We start from the raw sequence: 24,964 nt of genomic DNA on the forward strand, positions 1-24,964 counted from the left end.
ACAGACTCATTGATTAAGAGAAGGATAATGATTTTTACCATTTTTCAATCGCTAGGAAACATTATCCTCTTAGCAAACATAAAAAAGCTTTGACATACGAATAATAATCATGTAAATTACCTATTGTACGAACGTTTTTATTCGAATGAAATATAATATTCGTGTTTAGGGGTGTAATAGATGGAAAATGTGTTTGATTACGAAGATATTCAATTAATTCCGGCGAAATGTATTGTGAATAGCCGTTCTGAATGTGATACAACTGTTAAGTTAGGCAAGCATACATTTAAGCTGCCAGTCGTTCCAGCTAATATGCAAACAATTATTGACGAAAAAATTTCAGTATATTTGGCTGAAAATGGTTATTTTTATGTCATGCATCGTTTTGAACCGGAAAAAAGAATATTATTTATTCAAGATATGAAATCACGTGGACTTATTGCATCTATAAGTGTTGGTGTAAAAGAGGAAGAATATCGCTTTATCCAACAATTAGCTGAGGAACAGCTAATACCAGATTATATTACAATCGATATCGCTCATGGTCATTCAAATGCAGTGATTGAGATGATTAAACATATTAAGAAGCATTTGCCAGAAAGCTTTGTTATTGCTGGAAATGTGGGAACACCTGAAGCAGTAAGAGAATTAGAGCATGCTGGTGCAGATGCAACAAAGGTTGGCATTGGACCAGGGAAGGTGTGCATCACAAAAATTAAAACTGGATTCGGGACTGGCGGATGGCAATTAGCGGCGCTTCGCTGGTGTGCAAAAGCAGCAAGTAAACCAATTATTGCAGACGGCGGCATTCGTACACATGGAGATATCGCGAAGTCTGTAAGATTTGGTGCAACGATGGTTATGATCGGATCATTATTTGCTGGGCATGAAGAATCTCCAGGTGAAACCATTGAAAAAGATGGGAAGCTTTTTAAAGAATATTTTGGTTCAGCTTCTGAATTCCAAAAAGGTGAAAAGAAGAATGTAGAAGGCAAAAAAATGTTTGTTGAGCATAAAGGTTTGTTGGAAGATACATTAATTGAAATGGAGCAGGATCTTCAATCTTCAATCTCTTATGCTGGAGGTAACAAGCTGGAAGCGATTCGCAATGTGGATTATGTGGTTGTGAAGAATTCTATCTTTAATGGAGATAAGGTTTATTAATTGTCTTGTAACAAGAAAGGGTAGCCGAAGCGGCTACCCTTTAATCATATTATTTGCTGGCCTTATATTTATTTAAAAACTCCTGTGCTTTCGCAGGATCAGCCTTAAGCTCATTTCCTGTATTTACGATTGGGCTTACAGTAGAAACAGCTTTAATTTTATTGTTTTGGTAATAGCTTAAAATTTCATCTTGGTTGATGGAATATAGAACTGCTTTTCTTAAATCATCACTTATTGCGACTTCACGATTTGCTGTGTTGAAAAGTAAGTAGCTGACCCCGTTGCTTTCAATTCGTTGCAGGTGCAGCTTGCTGTCATTCTCGACAACGTCGTATTTTGTTTCAGGAACCCCATAGTACATATAAATTTCTCCGTTGCGAAGTGCGGACAGAGCACTATCTGTATCTTGGATGAAACGAACGGTAATGTTTGAAATTTTAGGCTCGTTTTCTGTTCCTATCATATATGCAGGATTCTTGTAAAATACAGCTTCATAATCGTTTTTATAAGATAAGATGTATGGACCGCTTGCATATAGTGAATTGTTGTATTTATCCCCTTCAGTAACCGTATTTTGGTCACCATATGGAATGTCTTTGTTTACATCAAATGAATCGACATCATACGTATTGATGCTTTCAACCTGTTTCTTAGATACAATTCCAGCAGATTGGTGTGCTAAATAGTTTAATACTTGAGGGAAAGGCTCTGTTGTTGTCATTTTAACAACTTGGTATTTTCCTTCTTTATTATTTGCTTGTGTTTTATCAGCTACAAGCTCGGAAATTTTTACACCAAGTCCATCTTCAAGTGTTTCTCTTACAGTTTTGTCGCTGCCAGATTGCTTCACATCAAGTGCATTAAGATCTGTAACGACTTCTGCATCTTTAATATGCTCGTGCAGACTGTATGTGCGGTGATCTGGAACAGAGTTTTTATCTTTTGCACGATTTAATGAGAAGATGACATCATCTGCACCGACACGTTCTCCTGTATCAACAGCTTTTTTATCTGTGATTTTTGCAAAATGAATATCATCTCTTAACAAGAAGTAGTACTCTGAGTTTCCTTCTGCAATGCTATGGTTATGTGATAATGATCCTTCGGAAGTAATTTTATCGTCATCTGTTAAGTTAATTAGACGTACATACATGTTTGTATTAATTGTATTGATTGAACCATCGTTTCCTTTAATCGGATCAAGTGATGTTAGGGTGGAAATCGATTGCTGTAAAATAAGCGGATCTGTTTCGCGCTTCGCTGTATCATTAAAATCGATTGTTTCCCAAGCAAGTGCGCGTGACTTTGAAAGTCTGACTGTATCTATATTTAAAACATCTTTATTTATTCCTTGTGCCTTATATGAGATATATAGAGGAGCAATATAAGCTTTATCAAAAACAAGACGCTGTTCTAATTGCTTGTAAGTATCTACATATTCCTCAGGTGTTTGTGTGCTTGCTAAATCAATGAGTTTATCGACTTCTTCATCAGCCATGATACTGTAATCACCGCCAGATTTGAAAAGAGAGCGGACTGCATAATCAGGGTTTCCAGTTACCGTTGTCCAGCTAGATAATGCAACATCATAATTTCCTGCATCCTGCTGAGCTTTAAAGCTGCCGTAATCCGGCTGAAGGTTCAGTTTTACATCAAAGCCATTTTTCACAAGCTGGTCACGGACAATGTTAATGTCATCTTCTCCGCTGCTCATCCCAAGGATTTCAATCTTAACTTTATCATCATTAGTGACACCGTCATTTTTAGACTTTTTTCCTTCTTCAACATCTGACTTTGTGTTTACACAGCCCGCTAACATTAGAACGAAAGCAAGAAGAAGGGGGATAAATGTTTTTTTCACAATAGGTTCCTCCTATATGGTTCTATTAATATTTAGAAGCTAATATAGCTTTGCTCTTACTTAGTCTATTTTTGGATCAAGTGCATCTCGTAATCCATCTCCTAGAAAATTAAAGGAGAGAACGAGTGCAATAATGGCAAGACCCGGATAGATTGCTAGATAGGAATGAGACTCAAGATATGTGCTTCCAAGTTTTAAAATGTTTCCCCACTCCGGAATATGAGGCTCAATTCCAAGACCGAGGTAGCTTAAGCTGCTCGTGGCGATGACTGCACTTCCAATCGTCAAAGTGGATTTTACAATCATTGGTGCCATTGAATTTGGCACAACATGCTTGAAAATGATGGATCCCGTACTCGTACCAAGTGCACGAGCAGAATCAACATATTCATAATTTGATACCATTAAGACATTTGCACGCATGGTTCTCGCATAAGTTGGAATGGAACCAACACTGAGTGCAAGAATCAACGTTACTGTATTTGATCCAAAAGCAGCGATAATAACGATTGCCAATAAAATTCCTGGAATAGCGTACAAAACATCAAGCAATCGCATAATGATATTATCTGTGCGTTGGCCATAGTAACCGGAAATGGCTCCAAGGATTCCGCCGATTACGAAAGGAATTGCTGTAGAAATTACCCCTACAATGAGGGAGATTCGAGCCCCGAAGACGATTCTTGAAAATAAATCTCTTCCGAAATTATCGGTTCCGAGCGGGTAGGCAAGGCTTGGAGATTGAAGTGTTGCGCTGTAATTATTCTCCACCGCCATTGAATAGTCAAAAGTTAAATAGCTGCATATAGAGATAGAAAATACAAAAACAATAAAAAAGAGACTTAACATGGATGTTGTATTCCTTGAGATTTTCTCCCAAATAATAATCCATTGCCCTGTGCTTTCTTTGTTGCTATTCTTGATTTTGCTAATCAGGTTCCAGCCAAGCAAAAGTGCAAAGAGATTTCCTGTTATAGCAGTCAGCATAAGCGGGATAGTGATATATACCATCCTTCTGGGAATAAGATTCCCTTCCGTAATATATTTGGTCACTAGAATAAGAGTGATCAGTTGAAAAATGGCCATTCCAATAAGACCAAACATGCCTAAAAGAAACGTATCCGCTACATAGGGCTTAAACAGATTAAGGGCGGATACGCCAATAATAAAGAATTGCGTGATCAGCATATATACGGCAATCGTGTATTCGGTTGTCTTTTTCTCCTTAACCAATTGAGAGGCAGCAGTTACAATGAAGAGGTTCCCGGTTGCTATACTTAGCAGCTGGATATACCCCCATTTTCTTGTTCTAGATTGCAGATAGCCAAATTGTTGAAGATCTTTTTTTATCAAAAAGGTGATGACGATCTGTATGCAGGTAAATAGTGCATATGCTGCGAAAGCGCCGAACACAAAAGGTTTCACCGTTTGTATTGAAAAATCATAGCTTGATAGTAATAGAATCACTGTGAGTACAAGCGAAACAATGGAAGTAAAGCTTGCTTGCATATATTCTGATGACAACTTTCGTGCATGTTTTTTTTGATAATTAGGTAATTCCTTTATCTTGGACATCATTCCACCTGCTTTAATATTGTTTCATTTTCGAACGGATGCGAGGATCGAAGAACGCATACAAGATATCAACGAATAAGTTGACTAAAGAAATCGTAATGGCAATATACACAACTCCGCCCAAAATACTAGGAATATCGGGTACAAATTGCTTATCTACGATGTAGCTTCCAATCCCACTAATATTAAAGACCTTCTCGGTCACAGCTGCACCACCGAGCATCCCTCCAAACAGGAGACCAATGACGGTGATAACTGGAATCATCGCATTTCCAACTGCATGCTTCCAAAGTACTTGTCGCTGAGCTAGTCCTTTCGATTTAGCCGTAATAATGTAATCCTCGTTAATTACTTCAAGTGTAGATGAGCGCATCATTCGAGCGATCGATGCTGTTAATCCCGTTCCTAATACAACAGCTGGCATAATAATAGATAACCAATTTTCAGGACTAAATGTTGCCGGAAGCCATTTTAGTTTAATGGAGAAGTTTAATATGAAAATAAGTCCTTGCCAAAAGTTTGGTATCGATAATCCAATAAGCGCAATAAACATAAATGTGTAATCTAAAAACGAATTTGGCTTTGTTGCAGAAATAATTCCAACTGGAATGGCAATAAGGATAGCCATAGCGAGTGAGATCAGGGCTAGGGTTAGTGTGATCGGGAATTTCCTTGCAATACTTGAAGCAACATCTTCGTTTCCTGTAAAGGATGTTCCAAGATCAAATGTCGCAATTCCTTTCAAGGCATTCCATAATTGAGAAAAATAAGACTGATCAAGACCATACAAATGATTAAAGGCAGCTATTTGTTCTTTTGTTGCTGTTTCACCAAGAATGTTTGCTGCAGGATCAAATGGTGATAAGTGCAAGATGGTAAATACAAGAAATACAACCCCGATAATGACAAACAGACTCATAATTAATCGATCGAAAATGTATTTAAGGTAAGCGTTGCTATACAAAAGAATAAATAGATACATAGGCAAGCCCGGGATAAAAGTAATAACTAAGAAAAGCGGGTTTCGTACGAGAGTTTGAAAGGTATCTTCAAAAGTGATTCTTTTCTCGCCTAGCTGTTCAAGCTGCGAATTCGTCTTTTCAACTAGTGTTTTCTGGAACTGCTCTTCTGCCCATTGCTTTGCTATTTTGTCTGAATCCTTTTCACCTGCTTTCTCTCCAAAAAAAGCCTGCTTTCGCAGGATTTGCTCTTTATATTCCAGCATCAATTCTTCTTTATATCCAGATATTAGCAAGGCTTTCTTCATTTCCATAAGTAAAGAAGTGTAAGAATCATTCTTTTTCTTAGAAAGATAGACTAACAAGACAATCAGAAGAACTGGTAATCCCAATAGTAAAATCAAATATTTATAGGATGGATGCTGCTGTATTTTACTATATGACTGGCAAATGATTGCTGATAGATTGAACCTCTTTTGTGAATGGCTTGTATTCACTGCATCCATAAGCTACTAATTTCCTCCTTTCATTTTAAATTGCATTATTCCGACCTGTATAGTATATTTTATTTCTAGGATGATATAAAAGTCAATAAGTAGTTTTAATTGAAAATTTTTCATAATATATTTAACCAAGCGTTTTTTAGAAAATATATGCATGATGAAATTCGTTTATTTGTATTAATTTAAATAATTGGCAGGTGTGAGTTGTGGAAACTATTTTACAGGTGAAAGATTTACGTGTATCCTTTCTTTCTCGAGATCATGAGTTTGAGGCTGTTCGAGGAGTGAGCTTTGAAGTGAAAAAGGGAGAGACTTTAGGAATTGTCGGGGAATCGGGCAGCGGGAAAAGTGTAACCGCACGTTCAATTATGCGCCTTCTTCCATCTCCTCCTTCCTATTTAAAAGAAGGGGAAATTACTTTTCTTGGTGACAATCTTGCAGATAAAACGGAGAAAGAGATGGAGGGGATTCGCGGCCGTGATATCGGAATGATTTTTCAGGATCCAATGACCTCTCTTAATCCGACAATCCGAATTGGTAAGCAAATTGCTGAGAGCTTGATGAAGCATCAAAAGCTGTCTAAGAAAGAAGCGAAAAAGCAAGCCATAGACATTCTGAAGCTTGTGGGAATACGTAATAGCGAGGTGCGCTATAATCAATATCCGCATGAATTTTCCGGTGGCATGAGGCAGCGGGTGATGATTGCGATTGCACTTGCCTGCCGTCCTACACTCCTTATTGCGGATGAACCGACGACAGCGCTTGACGTGACCATTCAAGCACAAATATTGAATTTGATGAAGGATATGCAGGAGCGCTTTGGCACCTCTATCATCTTAATTACGCATGACCTCGGTGTCGTAGCTGGCATGTGTGATCGGGTAGCAGTCATGAAGAGAGGAGAAATTGTTGAAACCAGTACTACGGAAGAGATATTTGAAAACCCAAAGCATCCATATACAAAGAAGCTCTTGCATGCTTTGCCGCGTCTTGATGAGAAGAAGAAGCAAAAGCCCGCTCCGCTTATTTTGCCAGGAACAGATTTGAACAAGCCGCTCCTTGAAGTAAAATCATTGAGGCAGCATTTTGATATGGGCAAAGGAAATGTGTTAAAGGCAGTTGATGATATCAGCTTCCACATTCGTGAAGGAGAAACCCTTGGACTTGTAGGTGAATCAGGTTCTGGTAAGTCAACGACAGGGCGTGCGATTTTGCGACTTTATGAGCCTACGGGCGGGGATGTATTATATCAGGGGATGCCTGTAAACCGTTTGTCAAAAAGCGAGATGAAATTAATGCGCCGTCATATGCAGATGATTTTTCAGGATCCATATGCTTCCCTCAACCCGCGATTTAAAGTACTTGATATTGTTGGCCAAGCTTTGGATGTCCATAAGCTTAGCAGCAGCAGGGGAGAACGGAAGAGGAGAGTGGAAGAATTACTTGAAATGGTTGGACTTGAGGCTGCTCATGCTGAACGCTATCCGCATGAGTTTTCCGGTGGCCAGCGCCAGCGAATTGGTATTGCCCGTGCGCTTGCAGTAGAACCGAAATTTATTGTATGTGATGAGCCATTGTCTGCACTCGATGTTTCTATTCAATCACAGGTAGTTAAGCTTTTAGAAGATTTACAGCATCGGCTGGGACTGACGTACCTATTTATTGCGCATGATCTTTCAATGGTTAAGCATATTAGTGACCGTGTAGCGGTGATGTATGCAGGGAAAATTGTGGAGTTGGCTGCAAGTGAAGAGCTTTATGCCAATCCGCAGCATGCATATACGAAATCGCTGCTTTCAGCCATCCCAATCCCAGATCCTAAGGTTGAAAAACGGAAGAAACGAGTATTAATGGAAGAGCAAACCGAGGAAGATAAATATCAATTAAAAAATTCTAAGCTAGTAGAAATATCGAATGGACACTGGGTGGCCATTCCGGTGTGAAAAGTAAATAACTAAAAAATCCGATTGAACAACTGTTGCTCGTTCAATCGGATTTTTATTATATTATTTTTTTAACTTCTAAATATTGAATATGATGTCCATCGATTTCACTGACTTTAAACACATATCCTTCTAATTCTATTTCTGTTCCAATTTGGGCATCGATGTCTTGAGTAAGAAACCAGCCGCCAATTGTATCTATTTCTTCATTGGATATCGCTGTACCAAGCAGGTGGTTCGCATCACCAATTAGTAACTTTGCATCAATAATGTAATGATCTTCTTTTAATTTACGTATATTTGGAATTTCGTCTTCATCGAATTCATCTCGTATTTCTCCGACGATTTCTTCGATAATATCTTCAACGGTAACTAATCCAGATGTTCCGCCATATTCATCCATAAGGATAGCAATATGGATTCGTTCTTTTTGCATTTTTAATAATAAGTCATGGATTGGAATTGTTTCAATCACACGAATGATGGGATTAATAAATGTTTCCATTCTCAAATGGGGATCTTTATTCATCAAGATAGATGATAATAATTCCTTCACATTCATGAAGCCAAGAATATTGTCTTTATCTCCATCAATTACTGGGTATCTTGTATAATTCTCAGTTGTAATGATATTTACGACATCTTTTATCGTATCATTAATAGATATACTAATGATTTCGGTTCGTGGAACCATAATTTCTTTTGCAATTCTTTCATCGAATTCAAAGATGTTGTTTACATACTTTAACTCGTTCTTATTAATCTCACCGCTTTTATAGCTTTCAGATAACAAGATACGCAGTTCTTCTTCTGAATGTGCGACTTCATGTTCTGATGCAGGCTTTAATCCGAAGATTCCAACTAGTACACGGGCAGAGCCATTTAAGAACCAGATAAATGGATACATGATCCGGTAAAACCAAATGATCGGAGTAGCGAAAAGAATCGTAATGGTTTCTGCTTTTTGAATGGCCACTGTTTTAGGAGCAAGCTCTCCCACTACTACATGCAAAAAAGTTACGATAGAAAATGCAATGGCAAATGATAAGATATGTGAAACAGATTCATTTAAGTTTAATTGTTCGAAAATAGGATGCAAAAGCTTTTCGATTGTAGGTTCACCTAACCAGCCAATACCAAGTGCTGTAACTGTGATACCTAGCTGGCAGGCAGATAAATATTCATCCAGGTGAGTGACAACCTTTTTAGCTGCAGCTGCCCCTTTTTTTCCTTCCGAAATCAGTTGATCTAATCTTGAAGTACGTACTTTTACGATAGCAAATTCGGTTGCTACGAAAAAAGCAGTTAAAGCAATTAAAATTACAATTAATAGTAGGTTAATAGTTGTCAATATGTAGTCTTACCCTCGTAAGACGTACACCTCCTAGTATTTTGAAAAGTTAGTTTAACAGTAAAAGTAATGTCTGAATTAATGATAGACTTTCATGTGAAATATTCTTTTTGACAAATTCAAGTTTCTTTATATCCCCTTTATCAAGGGATGCTAAAACCTCAGATACATCTTTTTCTAATCCTTTCATTTTTAGTCTGAGTTCTTGAATATCAATTTCCTCTGCGTCTTTTTCTAAGATTTTTTTCTTTATCTCAACTAATGGCATACTTTCCTTTTTACATCGTTCAATAAAGTTTAAGCGTTCAATTGACGAATGATCATAATAACGATAATTTGTGCTGGAACGTTCTGCTTTTAATAAGCCAAGATTTGTATAATGGTCTATTGTTCTCTTTGTCATACCTGTTATCTCAGCTAATTCACCAATTTTTAATTTTGCAGTCCCAATGTAAACCCTCCAAACTATAACGTTATGGTTATGGATGTATAATACTAGTAAAATAAACAGTTTTCAACTAATATGCATTGAATCGCACTTGATGCTAATCACAGAACTTTTCAGTCTATCAATATATAATGAACAAAAATTGTAATCAGGGGGATCTGTATGCATTTAATCATTACCGAAGAAGTTCAAAAGTTGTATTTAGAAGAAACCAAAATTATTAATTTTCGGCATCCGTTAATTCAAGAGAAGATTGCAGAATTTCAGCATGTAGGTAAAACGAAAATAGAACTAGCAGAAATGGCATTTCTTTTTGTGAGGGATACTATTCAACATTCCTTTGATATTGACAGTACAGAGATTACGATTTCAGCATCGGAAACATTAGAGAAAATAGAGGGCATATGCTTTGCTAAGGCACATTTGCTTGCGGCATTATTAAGAGGAATGAATATACCTGCTGGTTTTTGCTATCAGCGTGTGACTAGAAAAGGAACAAGTGAATCCGGTTATGCTTTGCATGGTTTAAATGCTCTTTATCTTGAGGATGTGGATCAATGGTTTCGAGTGGATCCTCGCGGCAATAAAGCAGGAGTTTATTCAGAATTTAGCATAAGTCCTGAAAAACTTGCTTATCCAATCCGAGGTGAATTAGATGAAATAGATTATCCTTACGTTTATAGCCAGCCGCTTAAAAATGTGATTCAATCAATGAAAAATTCGCTGGATTGTAGGGAGCTTTTTTTAAAACGTCCAGAATCTATTAGAAATCATGATAAAATCTAACAAAAAGTGTAACTTTTTCTTTTTTTATTCGCCTACTTCAATGAAACAAAATAATTGAAGGTGGGTTAAAAATGAAAAAACTATCAGTGCTAGTAACAGCAACTTTAATCACTGGATTAGTGATAAGTACAGGTTCAGCTTTTGCAACTAGTCAATTGTCAAAAGAAAACAATAAAAGCATAACAGAGCAAGACGATATCCAATCTGTTGATTCTACCGATTTCATGAAATTTTCTGGGCTTATTACAGATGTGAAGAAGGATAAAGAATCGCTTACCTTGATTGTTAAAAATCAAGAAAATGACTCAGAGATGCATTTTCCCCTATCTGACAAGGTACTTTTGTTTAATAGTGACACAGCTAAGGCTTTTGATAAGGATGAATTAGCTAAAGGATTTACAATCACTGCTTACTATGATAAAAACAAACCGATGACGATGATTTATCCTCCAAGGATTACACCTGAATTAATTGTTGTAAATGGAAAAGAACTGGGGCAAGTTAAAGTTTCAAAGTTCGATGATCAGTATGTTAGTCTTGATAATGAACTTAAATTAAATATTGCTGATGAAACGATTCTCCTTAATAAACAAGGGGATGAAATTAAGAAAGAGGAGCTTCAGGGGAAAGAACTAATCGTCTTTTACGACATCTCAACCAGAAGCATCCCAGCTCAAACGACACCGAAGAAAATAATCGTATGGGATAATCGAGACAAATTATTTGAGCAAGTACAAGAGGTTGTTGGCGATGATTATTATATTAAAAATGGAATGAAGCTATTGCCAATTAAAAAGGTTGGAGAGCACTTAGGATATAAAGTGAAATGGGATAGCAAAAACGCTACAGTAGAATTAGGCAAACAAAACCAGACTATTCAAATCTATATTGGAAAAGAGAAATATAGCCTTAATCGCAGCTTAAGATCATTTGAAGCTGTACCTGCTGTTATTAATGATGCTGCTTTTGTTTCTGAAGAAATTCTTGAGGTATTACTAAATAATCAATAGGCAGCAGCAATGTAGCTAAAACAGATAAGATCGTCTTATGACGGTCTTTTTTTCTTCCTTTGACATTTGGCTGACTTATTTTCTCGTTATGATAAAAGAAAAGGGTCAATAGACAATAGTGATTTGCAGGAGTTATCATAAATAGTATACTTACAAACTTCACTTTTCTAAATGTGAGGAGATGAAATTGTGAAAACAATTTTAATTATTGAAGATGAAATCCCGATTAGCCAAGTGCTAAAAGTATATTTACAAAAAGCTAATTTCAAGACAGTACAGGCATTTGAGGGAAATGAAGCAATAGAAAAATTTAAAGAACATAAACCAGCACTTGTTCTATTAGATGTGATGCTTCCTGAAAAGGATGGCTGGGCGATCTTAAAAGAAATTCGCCAGCAAAGTGATTGTCCCATCATTATGCTTACTGCACTAGGTGATGTCAATTACCGGCTAACTGGATTAAATGATGGGGCAGATGATTACATTTCCAAACCTTTTATTGCGGAAGAAGTTGTTGCGAGAGTGAACGCCGTTTTAAGACGCTCACAAACGAATGACGGACCAGTAAAAAGCTTTGGTCAATTACAAATTGACCTCAAGTCACATCGGGTAACCATTAATGAAGAAGAGGTTGAATTGACCCCGCGTGACTTATCCTTGCTGCTGTTTTTGGCAGAGAACCCTAATCAAACGTTTACAAGAGATCAGTTGATTGAGCATGTGTGGGGCTGGGAATATGACGGCAGTGATCGTGCTGTTGATTTAGCGATTAAGAGATTGAGAAAATCACTTTATAAATGGCCTGAGTCAGATGGTGAAATTAAAACACTTCGAGGATTGGGGTATCAATTTTGTGTTAATAAAAAACAATAAGCGAATCTCATTGCTGCGATATTGGACGAGCCGTTATTTAATTACGCTTTGTATTGGTTTAGTTGTTATTGCCTTCATTTCAGCTTTATGGATTCGGCATACAACACTTGAAAACCGATTAGATATGACTAAGTTGATGGCACAGGAAATCGCAGATCGGTTTGTTGATATTAGTGAGGGGCGTCCGATTTCTAAAGGAGATGTGCCGGGATCCCTTACCGATCGAGGAAGGTTTATGAATATCGAAAGTGATCCTTCTATTTATATTGTTGATACGGCAGGTACCATTCTTTCGAGCAATCGATCGTCTAAGCAAGTATTTCAGCAGTTTCCCCGTGTCATATTGCAAAATGAAGAGAATGTTCAAAAGTTAAGATTGGAGGAAACTGGGCGAGATTTTTATGTAGTGAAGGCACCGATTGTCACACAGGATTATTCTTTTGGCTGGGTTGTCATTATTGAATTAGAGGATAACTTAACGCGTGTAAATCAAGAATACCGACAGTTGGCAATCATGATTATTAGCCTTGCCCTGTTAGGCTGGGCAGCAATTTATTTTCTCTCACGCAGGCTGGCCAATCCGATTAAAGATGTTGCAAGTGCCGCTAAACAAGTTCAAGCAGGGGATTATAATATTCATCTTCCGGACGACATGAAGGAGCAGGAAGTATATGACCTTGTTCAATCATTTAAGGAAATGTCTAACCGTCTGCAAACATTGGAAACTCTCCGTACAGAATTGCTGGCAGGTGTGACACATGAATTGAAAACACCTGTTACATCGATTAGCGGGCTATTGCAGGCACTTAATGATGATGTCGTTACTGGGGAGGATGCTAAGGAATTTTTGGCGTTATCATTAAATGAAACGACCAAAATGAAAAAGATGGTAGAAGATTTACTAGCCTTTAATTCATTTGCTGCAAATGCAATCCCGGTAAATAAAGAAAAACATTCGATCAATGAGTTTATGGATGATTTTATCCATCAATGGGAGGTTATTCAGGAGGATGAAACGATTGATTTGGTATTTATTCCTCTTAAGAAGGACCGTATGGTACAGATTGATCCCATTCGACTTCAGCAGATCATGACGAACCTGCTTAATAATGCGAGACATGCTATTGAAGGAAAGGGAAGAATAAATGTGACCCTTGCTGAAACGAACAATGAGCTTACCCTTGATATAAAGGATTCAGGCAGTGGAATTCCTTCTGATGAACAAGACCTAATCTTCGAACGATTTTTTAGAGGGGAAGGGAAAAAGTATAAAATTAGAGGACTTGGACTCGGATTGCCATTCAGTAAAATGATCGCTCAATCACTAGGAGGGGATCTAGTGCTCATAGATAGCTCTTCATCTGGTACGACATTTCGCATTACCTTGCCAATGATGAGTTAGATAAAGTGAAACTTCAATCAGTGGGGGTTTTCTTCATCCCCCACTGATTGTTAGCTGAATTAATCGGGCATTTACGGGCTGTTGATCCCCCACTTAGAATTTTTTGTTCTCTCAACGTCTTGAACGAGGGGGCTTACAGCGCGTTAATCTGCGATATTTTAATAATGCAAAAATAAGATGCTTGCTCTATATGAGCGGGCATCTTATTTTTGAAAATAATTTTCTTCGATTAATTAAAAAATAGCTGAAAAACAATTGACCTTCACGTTGCGTAAAGGTGTAAGGTTAACTCATGGAGGTGAGCGAATGGAATATACTGTGCAGAAATTAGCTCAATTAGCAGGAGTAAGTGCGAGAACCCTTAGGTATTATGATGAAATTAATATTCTTAAGCCGGCAAGAATAAATTCATCGGGATACCGGATATATGGCCAAGCAGAAGTCGATCGATTGCAGCAAATTTTATTTTACAGGGAGCTAGGTGTTGGTCTAGACAGCATCAAAAAAATCGTAACTGCGCCTTCTTTTGATGGGGCTATGGCACTTAGGGAGCATCGCGAAAAACTCCTTGAAAAAAAGAAACAATTGGATGTATTAATTACGAATGTGGATAAAACAATCGCTTTAACAGAAGGGAGAATGAAAATGTCTAATAAAGAAAAGTTTGAAGGGTTTAAGAAGATGATGATTGATGAAAATGAAGAAAAATATGGGAAAGAAATTCGCGAAAAGTATGGGGAAGATACGGTAGAAAAATCAAATGCAAAAGTGATGAATATGTCGCAAGAGGATTATGATAAAGTTACAAGCCTTGAGAAGCAAGTCAAAGAAACTTTGGCTCAAGCATTTGCTCTAGGTGATCCTGCCAGTGACATTGCCCTAAAGGCGGCAGAGCTGCACAAGCAGTGGCTATGCTTCTATTGGAATGAATACAGCAAGGAGGCACATGCAGGTCTTGCACAAATGTATGTGGATGACGAGAGATTTACTGCCTATTATGATAAGGAACAGCCAGGGACGGCGGAGTTTTTAAGAGATGCCATTCATATTTACGCTGGCATGAAAAAATAGATGAATATAAAAACGATTGGATAGAAATATCCAGTCGTTTTTTTGTTTCGAAAAAATTCCTGACATCTTCCTGACACATTGATCCCCTAAAGTATGTCTTGTAAGGCATATAAAACATATTATCGAAAGTTGAAAAACTTGATTAAATACAAATGAAAGAAGGGTTCACAATGAATGGACAAGACCAATTTAATGAAGAAAGCCGTACAGAAGTGAAACAGGTGAAGAGGTCCAAATTAAAGGGTGCTGTATCAACTGTTTTGGCTGGAATGATCGGATCTGCTTTAACACTGACAGCACTGCCGTACTTATCAAATTCAAATGCGAGCGAGGATGCGCCAAAAGCAATCGTTTCAGAGGAACATACGGAGACGCAAACAAGCGGTAAATTGAATGTGCAGCAAGTATCTGCTAATTCCATTGCAGATATGGTTGAGCAGGCATCGAAGGCGATTGTTGGCATTGAGAATATGCAGCAGCAAACCAACCGGTTTAATCAAACAAGTGAGGCAGTAGGTAGAGGTACTGGGTCTGGAGTAATTTTTAAGAAGACGAGTGATACCGCATATATTGTTACAAATAATCATGTCATTGAGAATGCCAATGAACTTGAAGTATCTCTCCATGATGGGAAAAAGGTAAAGGCTGAATTGATTGGAACAGATCCATTAACAGACATTGCCGTCTTGAAAATTGCTGGTGATGTAAAAGTGGAGACATTGGCATTTGGCGATTCCTCACAACTGAGGGCGGGGGATCAAGTGTTAGCGATTGGAAATCCGCTTGGACTTGATTTATCAAGAACAGTCACACAAGGAATAGTAAGTGCGGTTGATCGAACCATAGCCGTTTCAACATCAGCAGGGGAATGGGATTTAGATGTCATTCAAACGGATGCAGCCATCAATCCTGGAAACAGTGGTGGAGCACTTATAAATGCATCTGGTGAATTAGTTGGAATTAATAGTTTGAAGATTTCTGAAAGTGGGGTAGAAGGGCTAGGGTTTGCCATTCCGAGCAATGAAGTACAAACAATTATTAAAGAATTGATTGAAAAGGGACAAGTAACCCGCCCGTATTTAGGTGTAGGGCTAGCCAACTTTGAAGAAATCCCTCCATATTATTTACAAAATATTCCTAGTGATGTAAAACAAGGAGTTATTGTCACAAATATTGATCCAAATTCAGCTGCAGGGAAAGCGGGACTTCAAGCAGAGGATATTCTTGTTTCGATAGGGGGCAATGAAATTGCCAACGCAAATGAATTAAGGAAGTATTTATACACTAAATATTCCATTGGTGACAGGGTGAAAATTGAATTTTACCGACAAGGAAAGTTGGAAACCGTTGAAATTACTTTAACCGGTAACTCAACTCCGAACTAATCGATTAAAAGGAGAAGAGAATGAAGAAAATAATTTGGATATCAGGATCTGCTATTGTAGCCATTGCTCTTTTAGTTATTTTTATTTCTTTGTCCGAAAAGAATGTAGCGAGTGTAAATGGAGAAAAAATTAGCGAAAAAGAGCTGAATGAGCTGCTCGTTTCTCAGTATGGATCAGAAGCATTAGATTCATTAATAACAGAAAAAATTATTAATCAAGAAAAGAAAAAGGAAAAGATTAAAGTAAGCAAGGAAGAACTTGAGGAAGAAATGACTGCTTATATCGAGTCATATGGTGGGAAAGACGCCTTTCAGGAAATCCTTGCAAGCAGTGGAGTAAAAATGTCTGCTATTGAAAATAATATTGAGAATTACTTAATAACAAAGAAACTGCTTGAACCAAGAATCAATATTACTGATAAGGAAATGAAAGAGTACTTTGAAGATAATAAGGAAAGTTACGCACAGGCTGAACAGGTTCAGGCAAGCCATATTCTAGTGAAAGATGAAGCCACTGCTAATGAGGTCCACAAAAAGCTTGATGAAGGGAAAGATTTCGCTGAATTAGCTGCAGAATATTCAACGGATGCATCTAACAGTGAGGCAGGAGGAGATCTTGGCTATTTCGCACGCGGAGAAATGGTTCAAGAGTTTGAAGACGCTGCCTTCGCTTTAGAGGTAGGGAAAATCAGTGCTCCAGTCAAAACAGAACATGGATACCACATCATTAAAGTTTCCGATAAAAAGGAAGCGAAAGACGCTGTCTTTGAGGAAGTAAAAGAGGATATTAAAACAGCACTTTTTGATTCAAAGATGGAAACGGAATATCCAACATGGCTGGATGAGAAGTTTGAAGAGTATGAGATTGAAAACTTTTTAGAAGTGTAATGACACTAACCCCATATAAAATGAGCATGGAGAATGATTTTCCCCATGCTCTTTCTTATAAATCAATTAGGAATCGCTTTTTAGCAGTCTAACACTTTCATCAAATTCTTTTTCAATTGCTGGATTATGACGATATGTGATTAAGCTGACAATGACAGAGAGAATTAAGTTGATTGCAAAGCCAGGCACGATTTCATAAAGCGTGTCGCCAAGTCCAACCTGCTTCCAAATGATAACAGTAATTGCTCCAGCGATCATCCCAACGAGTGCACCCCAACTAGTCATCTTCCTCCAGAATAAGCTTAGAAGAATAACTGGACCAAATGAAGCTCCAAATCCTGCCCAAGCATAAGCTACAAGGCTTAAGATGGTATTATCTTGCTTTAATGCTAATAGTGCTGCAACCACTGCAACTACTAAAACAGCCATACGTCCAAAGAATACAAGCTCTTTATCAGAAGCATTTTTCTTAAATAATGTTTTGTATAGATCCTCTGTTAATGCGCTTGACGTAACAATTAATTGTGAAGAAACGGTGCTCATAATGGCAGCAAGTACTGCAGCTAATAGGAATCCTGCAAATAATGGATGGAATACGATTTGCCCTAATACTAGGAAGACAGCTTCCGGATTGTCTAATGTATACTGAGTATTCTGGTAGAAAAAGGCAAGTCCAATTAACGCCATAAATACTGCACCTAATAATGAGAAAATCATCCAGCCCATCCCAATGCGGCGAGCGCTTTTCGTTTCTTTAACCGATGTAATCGCCATAAAGCGAACGATTATATGCGGCTGACCAAAATAGCCAAGTCCCCATGCAAGAGCAGAAATAATTCCGAATGTTGTCGTTCCTTTAAAGAAATCAAGTAATGTAGGATCAATTGCTCGGATCGATTCAAAAGTACCACTGAACCCACCTGTATGTGAAAGTGCTAAAGCTGGTACTAGAATTAAAGCGATCAGCATCATTAGTCCTTGAATGAAATCTGTGTAACTAACAGCCAAGAATCCGCCAAATAATGTGTAGGCAACAACAACACCAGATACAATTAGCAGTCCAAGATGATAGTTTACGTTAAAAGAACTTTCAAAGAATACCGCACCAGATACCATTCCTGAAGAAACATAGAAAGTAAAGAAAACAAGAATAACGATACCAGATACAATTCTTAATAATTTCGTAGAATCTTTAAAACGGTTTTCTAAATAGCCTGGAATCGTGATGGAATCGTTTGCAACTTGAGTATAGCTTCGCAGACGCGGTGCAACAAAAAACCAGTTGGCATAAGCACCAAGCGTTAACCCAATGGCAATCCAAGCATCGGCTAAACCGCTTACATAGATCCCGCCGGGTAATCCCATTAATAGCCATCCACTCATGTCTGCTGCCCCAGCACTCAAGGCAGTTACTGCTGGACCTAATGAACGGCCGCCGAGCATGTAATCGGTTAAATTGCTTGTTTTTCGGTATGCATACCAGCCGATTAATAACATAGCGACCATATAAATACCGATAGAGATTAATTGAAGACCTGAATCTGTCATTTGCATTTCCCCCTTTGGACTAAAAGATAAACTATAACTAGAATAGAATTAAAACTATAAATATTCTAACATCCATTGTCGAAAAATGCGATGGTAAAAGTTAATAAAAAATACATATTTTTTTCGATAAGACCCTTGATTTACTGATTTTTCGTGATCTTTGTAATCAAATATATGTTTTATTATGCATAATCTTATGTTATTAAACACTAAGATTTCATGAAAGAAACATAAATCCAGCATAGAATCTGATGGTTATATTATTATTTTTATATAATTATGTGAGGGAGATTAATTGTAAATTTGTTCCTTTTTTTGAAAAACTTCTTCTCAGAAGTTTTTACTCTTATGGTATTTATTGATATGATGAAGTATGACTTTATAGATGAAAATAGTAGATCGGGTGAACATATGAATAATGCTATTAAGCTAAAAGTAAAATCTGCACATAGTAAAGGATATCAGGCAGGCTATCCGCTTGTAACTGAGAATGCAATCGCACAATTTCCGAATGGGATAAAAGAAGGAACACTTCTTGATCTTTTTGATGAGAAGAATCGTTTCCTCGCTAAAGGGTATTATGGGAAACAAAATAAAGGAAGAGGCTGGATTTTAAGCAGAAATCAGCAGGAAGTGATTGATCAAAGCTTTTTTGAAAAGAAAATTAAAATGGCAATAGATAACCGGAAGACTCTTTTTAAAGATGAAGATACGACCGCATTCCGGATTTTTAATGGGGAAGGCGATGGAGTTGGTGGTTTAACAATTGACTACTTTACTGGCTATTATTTAGTGACCTGGTATAGTGAAGGAATCTATCATTTTAAGGGTGCTATTATTCAAGCACTAATAAACGTGGCTGATGTGAAAGGGGTATATGAGAAGAAACGTTTTGCTGTTAAGGGTACTTACATTGATGATGATGACTTCGTGACTGGGGAGCGGGCTAATTTTCCATTGATTGTGAAGGAAAATGGCATAAACTTCGCTGTCTATTTAAATGATGGGGCAATGGTCGGAGTATTCTTGGATCAGCGGAATGTACGAAAGGTTATTCGGGACAAATATGCGGAAGGAAAAACCGTGTTGAATACCTTTTCGTACACAGGGGCTTTCTCTATAGCAGCCGCACTAGGCGGTGCTTCGAAGACAACAAGTGTCGACCTTGCTAATCGCAGTAAAAGCAAGACAATTGAACAGTTCAGTGTCAATGGAATTGATTATGAAGCACATGACATCATCGTTGAGGATGTTTTCAATTATTTTAAATACGCAGTTCGCAAGCAGCTTTCATTTGATATGGTCATTCTTGACCCGCCAAGCTTTGCCCGTTCAAAAAAGCATACATTTAGCGCGGGGAAGGATTATCCTGCCTTACTCGAGCAAGCCATTCAAATTACAGCAAACAATGGGATTATTGTGGCTTCTTCTAATTGCAGTACATTTGATATGAGAAAATTTAAAGACTTTATTGATAAGGCCTTTAGAGTAACAGGCGGAAAATATAAAATCCTTGAGGAATATAGTCTTCCTGAGGATTTTAAGGTACTGAAGGAATTCAAAGAAGGGGATTATCTTAAAGTTGCTATTATCAAGAAGCTATCATGAGTTTTATTTATAAGCAAGAAGAAAGGTGCAGGCTTAAAAGCTTGCACCTTTCATTCTGATATTTTAAAAGAAAAGAAAGTATAACTTTGGAGTTAGAGAGTTGTCTAGCGCAAGCGTCCTATCGCCTATCAAACTTCAGGCCCCCTCCGCAATGATTGCGTCAACATCGGTTCGCTCTCGCTCACCGTGTTTCCTTTATCTCAGTTGCGGTCCTTCCAGTTTGTACGGCGATGACCAAGGCGCTTGCGCTTTTCTTATACAACCCCTTGTACGATCATCGCGTCAGCCACTCGGATGAATCCTGCGATATTTGCACCGACAACAAGATTGCCCTGATAGCCATATTCTTCTGCTGCTTTCATACTATTACGGTAAATAGTAGTCATAATTTCACGAAGTTTTTCATCTACTTCCTCAAAGGTCCATGATAATCTTGCGCTATTTTGTGCCATTTCTAAGGAGGACACAGCAACACCGCCAGCATTGGCTGCTTTTGCAGGTGCAAAAAGGACATCGTTTTTCAGGAACACATTAATGGCTGCTAATGTAGATGGCATATTTGCACCTTCTCCAAGAGCCTTTACTCCGTTGGCAACAAGTATTTTTGCCGAATATTCATCAATTTCATTTTGTGTTGCACATGGAAGGGCAATGTCACATGGAATGGACCAAATGCCGGAACAGCCTTCAATATATTGGGCGTTCGGATGCTCAAGGGCATACTCATAAATACGTTTTCCTTCCAATTCCTTTAAACGTTTCACTGTTTCAAGGTTAATCCCATTTTCATCATAAACATAACCGTTTGAATCACTGCAGGCAACAACCTTTGCACCCAAGTGAATGGCCTTTTCCATTGCATAAATAGAAACATTGCCAGATCCTGAAACAATGACGGTGCTTCCCTCAAAACTTAGGCATTTATCAGCCAACATCTCTTCAACGAAATAAATGGTGCCATAGCCGGTTGCTTCTTTTCGTCCTAAACTGCCTCCATAGCCGATTCCTTTGCCTGTTAGGACACCAGCTTCATAGGCACCGCGAAGCCTTTTGTATTGTCCGAACATATAACCGATCTCTCTTGCACCGACTCCGATATCACCTGCTGGAACATCGATATCTGGACCAATGTATTTACTTAGCTCTGTCATAAAGCTTTGTGTAAAACGCATGATTTCTCCATCAGACTTACCCTTAGGATCAAAATCGGCTCCTCCTTTTCCACCGCCGATTGGCTGGCCAGTTAAGGAGTTTTTGAAGATTTGTTCAAAACCGAGGAATTTAATGATGCTGGAATTTACTGAAGGGTGGAAGCGGATGCCACCTTTATACGGCCCAATCGTGCTGCTGTATTGGACTCTAAATCCGCGGTTTACCTGGACTTTACCGGTATCATCCGTCCAAGGTACACGAAAGGTAATCACTCTTTCGGGCTCCACGATTCTTTCGAGGATTCCATGATTCATGTATTTAGGATGTTTAGAGAATACAGGTACAAGTGAATCGAATATCTCCTCTACTGCTTGATGAAATTCATATTCGAAGGGATTACGCATTTTGACTACTTCAAACACATTATTTACATAATCCAGTGCAGTTTTTGTTTCGCTGTTCTTCACTTCTTCCAATGTTTGCATAGTTGATCAAGCCCCCAATATAAAAATGAAACTGTATAATTACTCAAATGGTTGGATTTTCTAATAAGAAAATTTTATAATAGAAAAATAATCTGAACAATATGAATAATAGATATGATCAATGCCTGCATGAGATGAATGGAGAAAGAGGGGGATGTTTTGGAATTACGACAGATTCAATATTTTATGGAAGTTGCAAAAAGGGAGCATGTGACAGAGGCTGCCGTTGCCTTACATGTTGCACAATCAGCTGTCAGCAGGCAAATCTTTAATCTTGAACTGGAATTAGGGGTTGATTTATTTTTTCGGGAGGGAAGAAATGTCCGCTTAACCCCGATTGGAAAGATATTTCTGGAGCATATGGAAGAAGCGATGACAGTTATCGAGAATGCCCGGAGAGAAGTCGACGAGTATTTAGATCCAGAAAAGGGGACGATTCGCATTGGGTTTCCTAGCAGTTTAGCTGCATATACTTTGCCGACTGTAATTTCTGCCTTTAGCAGGAAGCATCCAGATGTGAAATATCAGCTTCGGCAGGGATCCTACCATTCTCTTATTGATGGGGTTATCAAAGGTGAAATGGATATGGCTCTTCTTGGCCCAGTGCCAAAGGAAGAAAAAAAGGTGCATGGGCATATTTTATTTACTGAAAAAATGGTAGCTTTGTTGCCAAATAGACATAAGCATACGGATAAGAAATCAATAAATTTAAGTCAGCTGCGCGACGATTCCTTCGTTCTATTTCCTAACGGGTATATTTTGCGTGAAATTATTATGAATGCCTGCCATCAGCAAGGCTTTCAGCCAAATGTTTCGTTTGAAGGAGAGGATATTGATGCCATTAAGGGATTGGTTTCAGCTGGACTAGGTGTGACTGTTATTCCTGAAATTACATTAATCGATAGCTTGCCGCGCCAAACTGTTAAGATTCCCGTTGTTGATCCTCAAGTTACTCGAACCGTCGGCATTATTATCCCAACCGACAGAGAAATGCTGCCTACTGCTAAGCTATTTCACGAATTTATAATTGAATTTTTCCATATGCTTGGAAGCTTCCAGAACTAAACGGTTGCCTAGTAGTGATTGTGAAAAAAATGTTTTTCCGGCAGACAGTAAAAAAACACGATGGATGCCTATTAAAGCACCATCGTGTTTTTCTTAATAATTTATTCTAATCCTTCAATCACTAATTCCTTTGCAGGCAAGAATGATTCACCTGTATCGAGATATTTAACTTTAACAAGATCACCCTCCTGCAAGTATATAGCCATTGGGCTAATTTCAGAAGAAATTACATAGCTTTGGCGGTTATTTAATAAGAAGGAAATCGATGTGAAATCACCATTCCTTTCTTTATACACTCTTACGACTGTTCCGCTTATTTGCTTTTCCTCGGCCTTTGAACTGCCATCAACCGTTCCGCCGCCCCGTTGCAGTGCGGTTTTGTACAGCTTCAATGCTTCATTTGGAGTCGAGGCATAAACAGAAATTTCTGGATTAGCAGCTGAAACAATAAAGTAATTTTGCAAAAAGCCATTTGCATCCAATACTGGTGTTAGCCAGCTTGCTTCCCCATAGAAATTATAGAGAACAGGCATTTCTCCGTCCCATTTCTTTTCAATAAACTTTTTCTCGATAATCTGCAAAGCTCCCTGTGAATCCATGTAGGATTCTTCAAGATTTCCTGTATAGTAAGTGGCTTCCCCTGTTCTTGAGTTTGTTAACGAATACCCAAGCATTGAGTCTACCCCTTCTTTCGGACTTGTAAAATCTGTGAAGTAGAACATCTCACCGTTTTCATCAAAAATGGGGCTGACATTTGCTTCAGTTCCCTCATCAGATGGAAGCTTTACATCCTTTTTGCCAAACTTGCTATTCCAAAATCCATGAATATAATTACCAAAGTAGCTATTTTGCAGGCTGACTACTTCTGGTGAAACGGCCCCGTCAATGAAGGACGGTACATCTTTTAAAGGATAGTCCTTTGTATTCCCCGTTTTTGGATCGACAGCAACAATGCCTTTTACCTCAAATCCATTTCGCGCTGAAACAAATTCGCCGTATGAACGAATATAATGAGGTTTTCCTTCATCATCAATTTCTAACTGAACATCCCCATGAAAAATATATTGTGGATATTGCATCCGAATATGGCGTTCAATGTTTTTACTGAAATAAGAGGAAGGGGTATAGACCATCTCTGCTTTTATGAATTTGGGATTTGCAGAGGAATCAGTTGCACTGATTGTAAAATAGCCTGGTGTCTCGTCTCCGTTCAGCCACTTGAAAAATCCGGAAAATTCAACAGGTGCAATATAAACATATTCCCCGTTAACTTTTTGAATCTGCAGATTCCCTAGCTCATAATAGCTAGTATTTGGAACTTGCCCAAATGCCTTCTTCATTTTATTCCGCGCAAATTGTGGGGGAACACTTGCAGGTGTTTCATTTTCGTCAAATGTTTCAATTTCTGTTTTCACATCCATTTTTGCAATTTCATATTTTTCTCCCGCGTTAAATAGAAAGGCAGAAAGAAAAATAACCGCAATTGCAAGACTTGCTAGAAATAAGACTGCTTTAATTATTCTTTCTTTCCCAGTTGCAAGTACTGCACCTGCGGCTGTAATAATGACAGCTAATATCCACAGCGAAGATAAGTTCCGATCCAGATTTGTAACATAGTAGAAGACGAACACGCCAAGGAATAAAAGGATAATGACTGCGATAAGAAACTTTGATTTTGGCTGTTTCTTTTCCTCACTTTTATTTTTTGAAAAAGGGATTAACACAAGCGCAGAGGCTAATCCAATAATTAGTGAAAATAATAACATGTGTCCCATTTGATCACCTCTTTGAAAGTTTTTATTCCCTTACTATACGGATAACATACGAGGAAAGTTTCAGCTCTATTTAGAAAGTATCATGACTTTAGATGTAATTGCTAAATAAAAAT

The 24,964-nt window shown here is 38.0% G+C and carries 19 protein-coding genes; 11 read left to right on the plus strand and 8 right to left on the minus strand.

Translation table 11 applies throughout. The features are described 5' to 3' along the window. Positions 1 to 180 precede the first annotated feature (180 nt). Positions 181 to 1,164 carry a GMP reductase gene (guaC, locus tag AN957_RS04170; RefSeq protein ID WP_053479157.1) on the plus strand — a complete coding sequence of 328 codons (984 nt, stop codon included), beginning with the start codon at positions 181 to 183 and terminating at the stop codon, positions 1,162 to 1,164. Between the two features lie 49 nt (positions 1,165 to 1,213). Here guaC and AN957_RS04175 read toward each other — a convergent pair whose 3' ends face one another. The 3 genes from AN957_RS04175 to AN957_RS04185 form a co-directional block, all read right to left on the minus strand. Next, positions 1,214 to 2,983: an ABC transporter substrate-binding protein gene (locus tag AN957_RS04175; RefSeq protein WP_379998559.1), complete on the minus strand. Its 1,770-nt coding sequence runs from the start codon at positions 2,981 to 2,983 to the stop codon at positions 1,214 to 1,216. A 102-nt stretch (positions 2,984 to 3,085) separates the two neighbouring features. Continuing rightward, positions 3,086 to 4,600 carry an ABC transporter permease gene (locus AN957_RS04180; protein WP_056682483.1) on the minus strand — a complete coding sequence of 505 codons (1,515 nt, stop codon included), beginning with the start codon at positions 4,598 to 4,600 and terminating at the stop codon, positions 3,086 to 3,088. 13 nt (positions 4,601 to 4,613) lie between these two features. After that, on the minus strand, positions 4,614 to 6,065 hold the full coding sequence (locus tag AN957_RS04185; RefSeq protein ID WP_056682487.1) for an ABC transporter permease: 1,452 nt from the start codon (positions 6,063 to 6,065) through the stop codon (positions 4,614 to 4,616). 203 nt (positions 6,066 to 6,268) lie between these two features. Here AN957_RS04185 and AN957_RS28745 point away from each other — a divergent pair, with 203 nt between their 5' ends. Next, entirely contained in the window at positions 6,269 to 8,005 is a 1,737-nt protein-coding gene (locus tag AN957_RS28745) for an ABC transporter ATP-binding protein (protein WP_056682490.1), read from the plus strand. Positions 8,006 to 8,063: 58 nt separating this feature from the next. Here AN957_RS28745 and AN957_RS04195 read toward each other — a convergent pair whose 3' ends face one another. Together AN957_RS04195 and AN957_RS04200 are read right to left on the minus strand one after the other, a co-directional pair. Next, positions 8,064 to 9,356, minus strand: a complete 1,293-nt coding sequence (locus AN957_RS04195) for a hemolysin family protein (protein WP_053479152.1) — start codon at positions 9,354 to 9,356, stop codon at positions 8,064 to 8,066. A gap of 49 nt (positions 9,357 to 9,405) precedes the next feature. Next, positions 9,406 to 9,825: a MerR family transcriptional regulator gene (locus AN957_RS04200; RefSeq protein ID WP_342668508.1), complete on the minus strand. Its 420-nt coding sequence runs from the start codon at positions 9,823 to 9,825 to the stop codon at positions 9,406 to 9,408. 141 nt (positions 9,826 to 9,966) lie between these two features. Here AN957_RS04200 and AN957_RS04205 point away from each other — a divergent pair, with 141 nt between their 5' ends. The 7 genes from AN957_RS04205 to AN957_RS04235 all read left to right on the plus strand — a co-directional run bounded on the left by AN957_RS04205 (position 9,967) and on the right by AN957_RS04235 (position 17,218). Beyond that, the gene (locus AN957_RS04205; protein ID WP_053479150.1) at positions 9,967 to 10,590 is read left to right on the plus strand and encodes a transglutaminase domain-containing protein; all 624 of its coding nucleotides are present in this window, start codon (positions 9,967 to 9,969) and stop codon (positions 10,588 to 10,590) included. Between the two features lie 71 nt (positions 10,591 to 10,661). Beyond that, a complete protein-coding gene (locus AN957_RS04210) occupies positions 10,662 to 11,600 on the plus strand; it encodes a copper amine oxidase N-terminal domain-containing protein (protein WP_053479149.1) in 939 nt (312 codons plus the stop codon). A gap of 189 nt (positions 11,601 to 11,789) precedes the next feature. Then, on the plus strand, positions 11,790 to 12,473 hold the full coding sequence (locus tag AN957_RS04215; RefSeq protein ID WP_053479148.1) for a response regulator transcription factor: 684 nt from the start codon (positions 11,790 to 11,792) through the stop codon (positions 12,471 to 12,473). Further along, positions 12,454 to 13,875: a HAMP domain-containing sensor histidine kinase gene (locus AN957_RS04220; protein WP_245637759.1), complete on the plus strand. Its 1,422-nt coding sequence runs from the start codon at positions 12,454 to 12,456 to the stop codon at positions 13,873 to 13,875. The genes AN957_RS04215 and AN957_RS04220 overlap by 20 nt, the downstream gene beginning before the upstream one ends. A gap of 306 nt (positions 13,876 to 14,181) precedes the next feature. Continuing rightward, on the plus strand, positions 14,182 to 14,946 hold the full coding sequence (locus AN957_RS04225) for a MerR family transcriptional regulator (RefSeq protein WP_056682497.1): 765 nt from the start codon (positions 14,182 to 14,184) through the stop codon (positions 14,944 to 14,946). A gap of 170 nt (positions 14,947 to 15,116) precedes the next feature. Beyond that, a complete protein-coding gene (locus AN957_RS04230) occupies positions 15,117 to 16,331 on the plus strand; it encodes a S1C family serine protease (RefSeq protein WP_056682500.1) in 1,215 nt (404 codons plus the stop codon). A gap of 20 nt (positions 16,332 to 16,351) precedes the next feature. Then, the gene (locus tag AN957_RS04235) at positions 16,352 to 17,218 is read left to right on the plus strand and encodes a foldase protein PrsA (RefSeq protein WP_056682503.1); all 867 of its coding nucleotides are present in this window, start codon (positions 16,352 to 16,354) and stop codon (positions 17,216 to 17,218) included. A gap of 66 nt (positions 17,219 to 17,284) precedes the next feature. Here AN957_RS04235 and putP read toward each other — a convergent pair whose 3' ends face one another. Beyond that, complete coding sequence (gene putP / locus AN957_RS04240) at positions 17,285 to 18,766, minus strand: sodium/proline symporter PutP (RefSeq protein WP_056682506.1); 1,482 nt, start codon at positions 18,764 to 18,766, stop codon at positions 17,285 to 17,287. A 411-nt stretch (positions 18,767 to 19,177) separates the two neighbouring features. Between putP and AN957_RS04245 the strand changes: the two genes are divergently transcribed. Further along, on the plus strand, positions 19,178 to 20,374 hold the full coding sequence (locus AN957_RS04245) for a class I SAM-dependent rRNA methyltransferase (protein ID WP_053479315.1): 1,197 nt from the start codon (positions 19,178 to 19,180) through the stop codon (positions 20,372 to 20,374). Between the two features lie 254 nt (positions 20,375 to 20,628). Here AN957_RS04245 and gdhA read toward each other — a convergent pair whose 3' ends face one another. Then, the gene (gdhA, locus tag AN957_RS04250) at positions 20,629 to 22,011 is read right to left on the minus strand and encodes an NADP-specific glutamate dehydrogenase (protein WP_053479142.1); all 1,383 of its coding nucleotides are present in this window, start codon (positions 22,009 to 22,011) and stop codon (positions 20,629 to 20,631) included. Between the two features lie 159 nt (positions 22,012 to 22,170). On the opposite strand from gdhA, the gene gltC reads away from it, so the two are divergent. After that, the gene (gene gltC / locus AN957_RS04255; RefSeq protein ID WP_053479141.1) at positions 22,171 to 23,076 is read left to right on the plus strand and encodes a glutamate biosynthesis transcriptional regulator GltC; all 906 of its coding nucleotides are present in this window, start codon (positions 22,171 to 22,173) and stop codon (positions 23,074 to 23,076) included. A gap of 101 nt (positions 23,077 to 23,177) precedes the next feature. Here the strand turns inward: gltC and AN957_RS04260 are convergent, their stop codons facing one another. Continuing rightward, the gene (locus AN957_RS04260; protein WP_053479140.1) at positions 23,178 to 24,851 is read right to left on the minus strand and encodes an MFS transporter; all 1,674 of its coding nucleotides are present in this window, start codon (positions 24,849 to 24,851) and stop codon (positions 23,178 to 23,180) included. Positions 24,852 to 24,964: the final 113 nt, after the last annotated feature.

The sequence above is a fragment of the Cytobacillus solani genome, from assembly GCF_001420595.1.
Classification (GTDB): Bacteria; Bacillota; Bacilli; order Bacillales; family Cytobacillaceae; genus Cytobacillus; species Cytobacillus solani.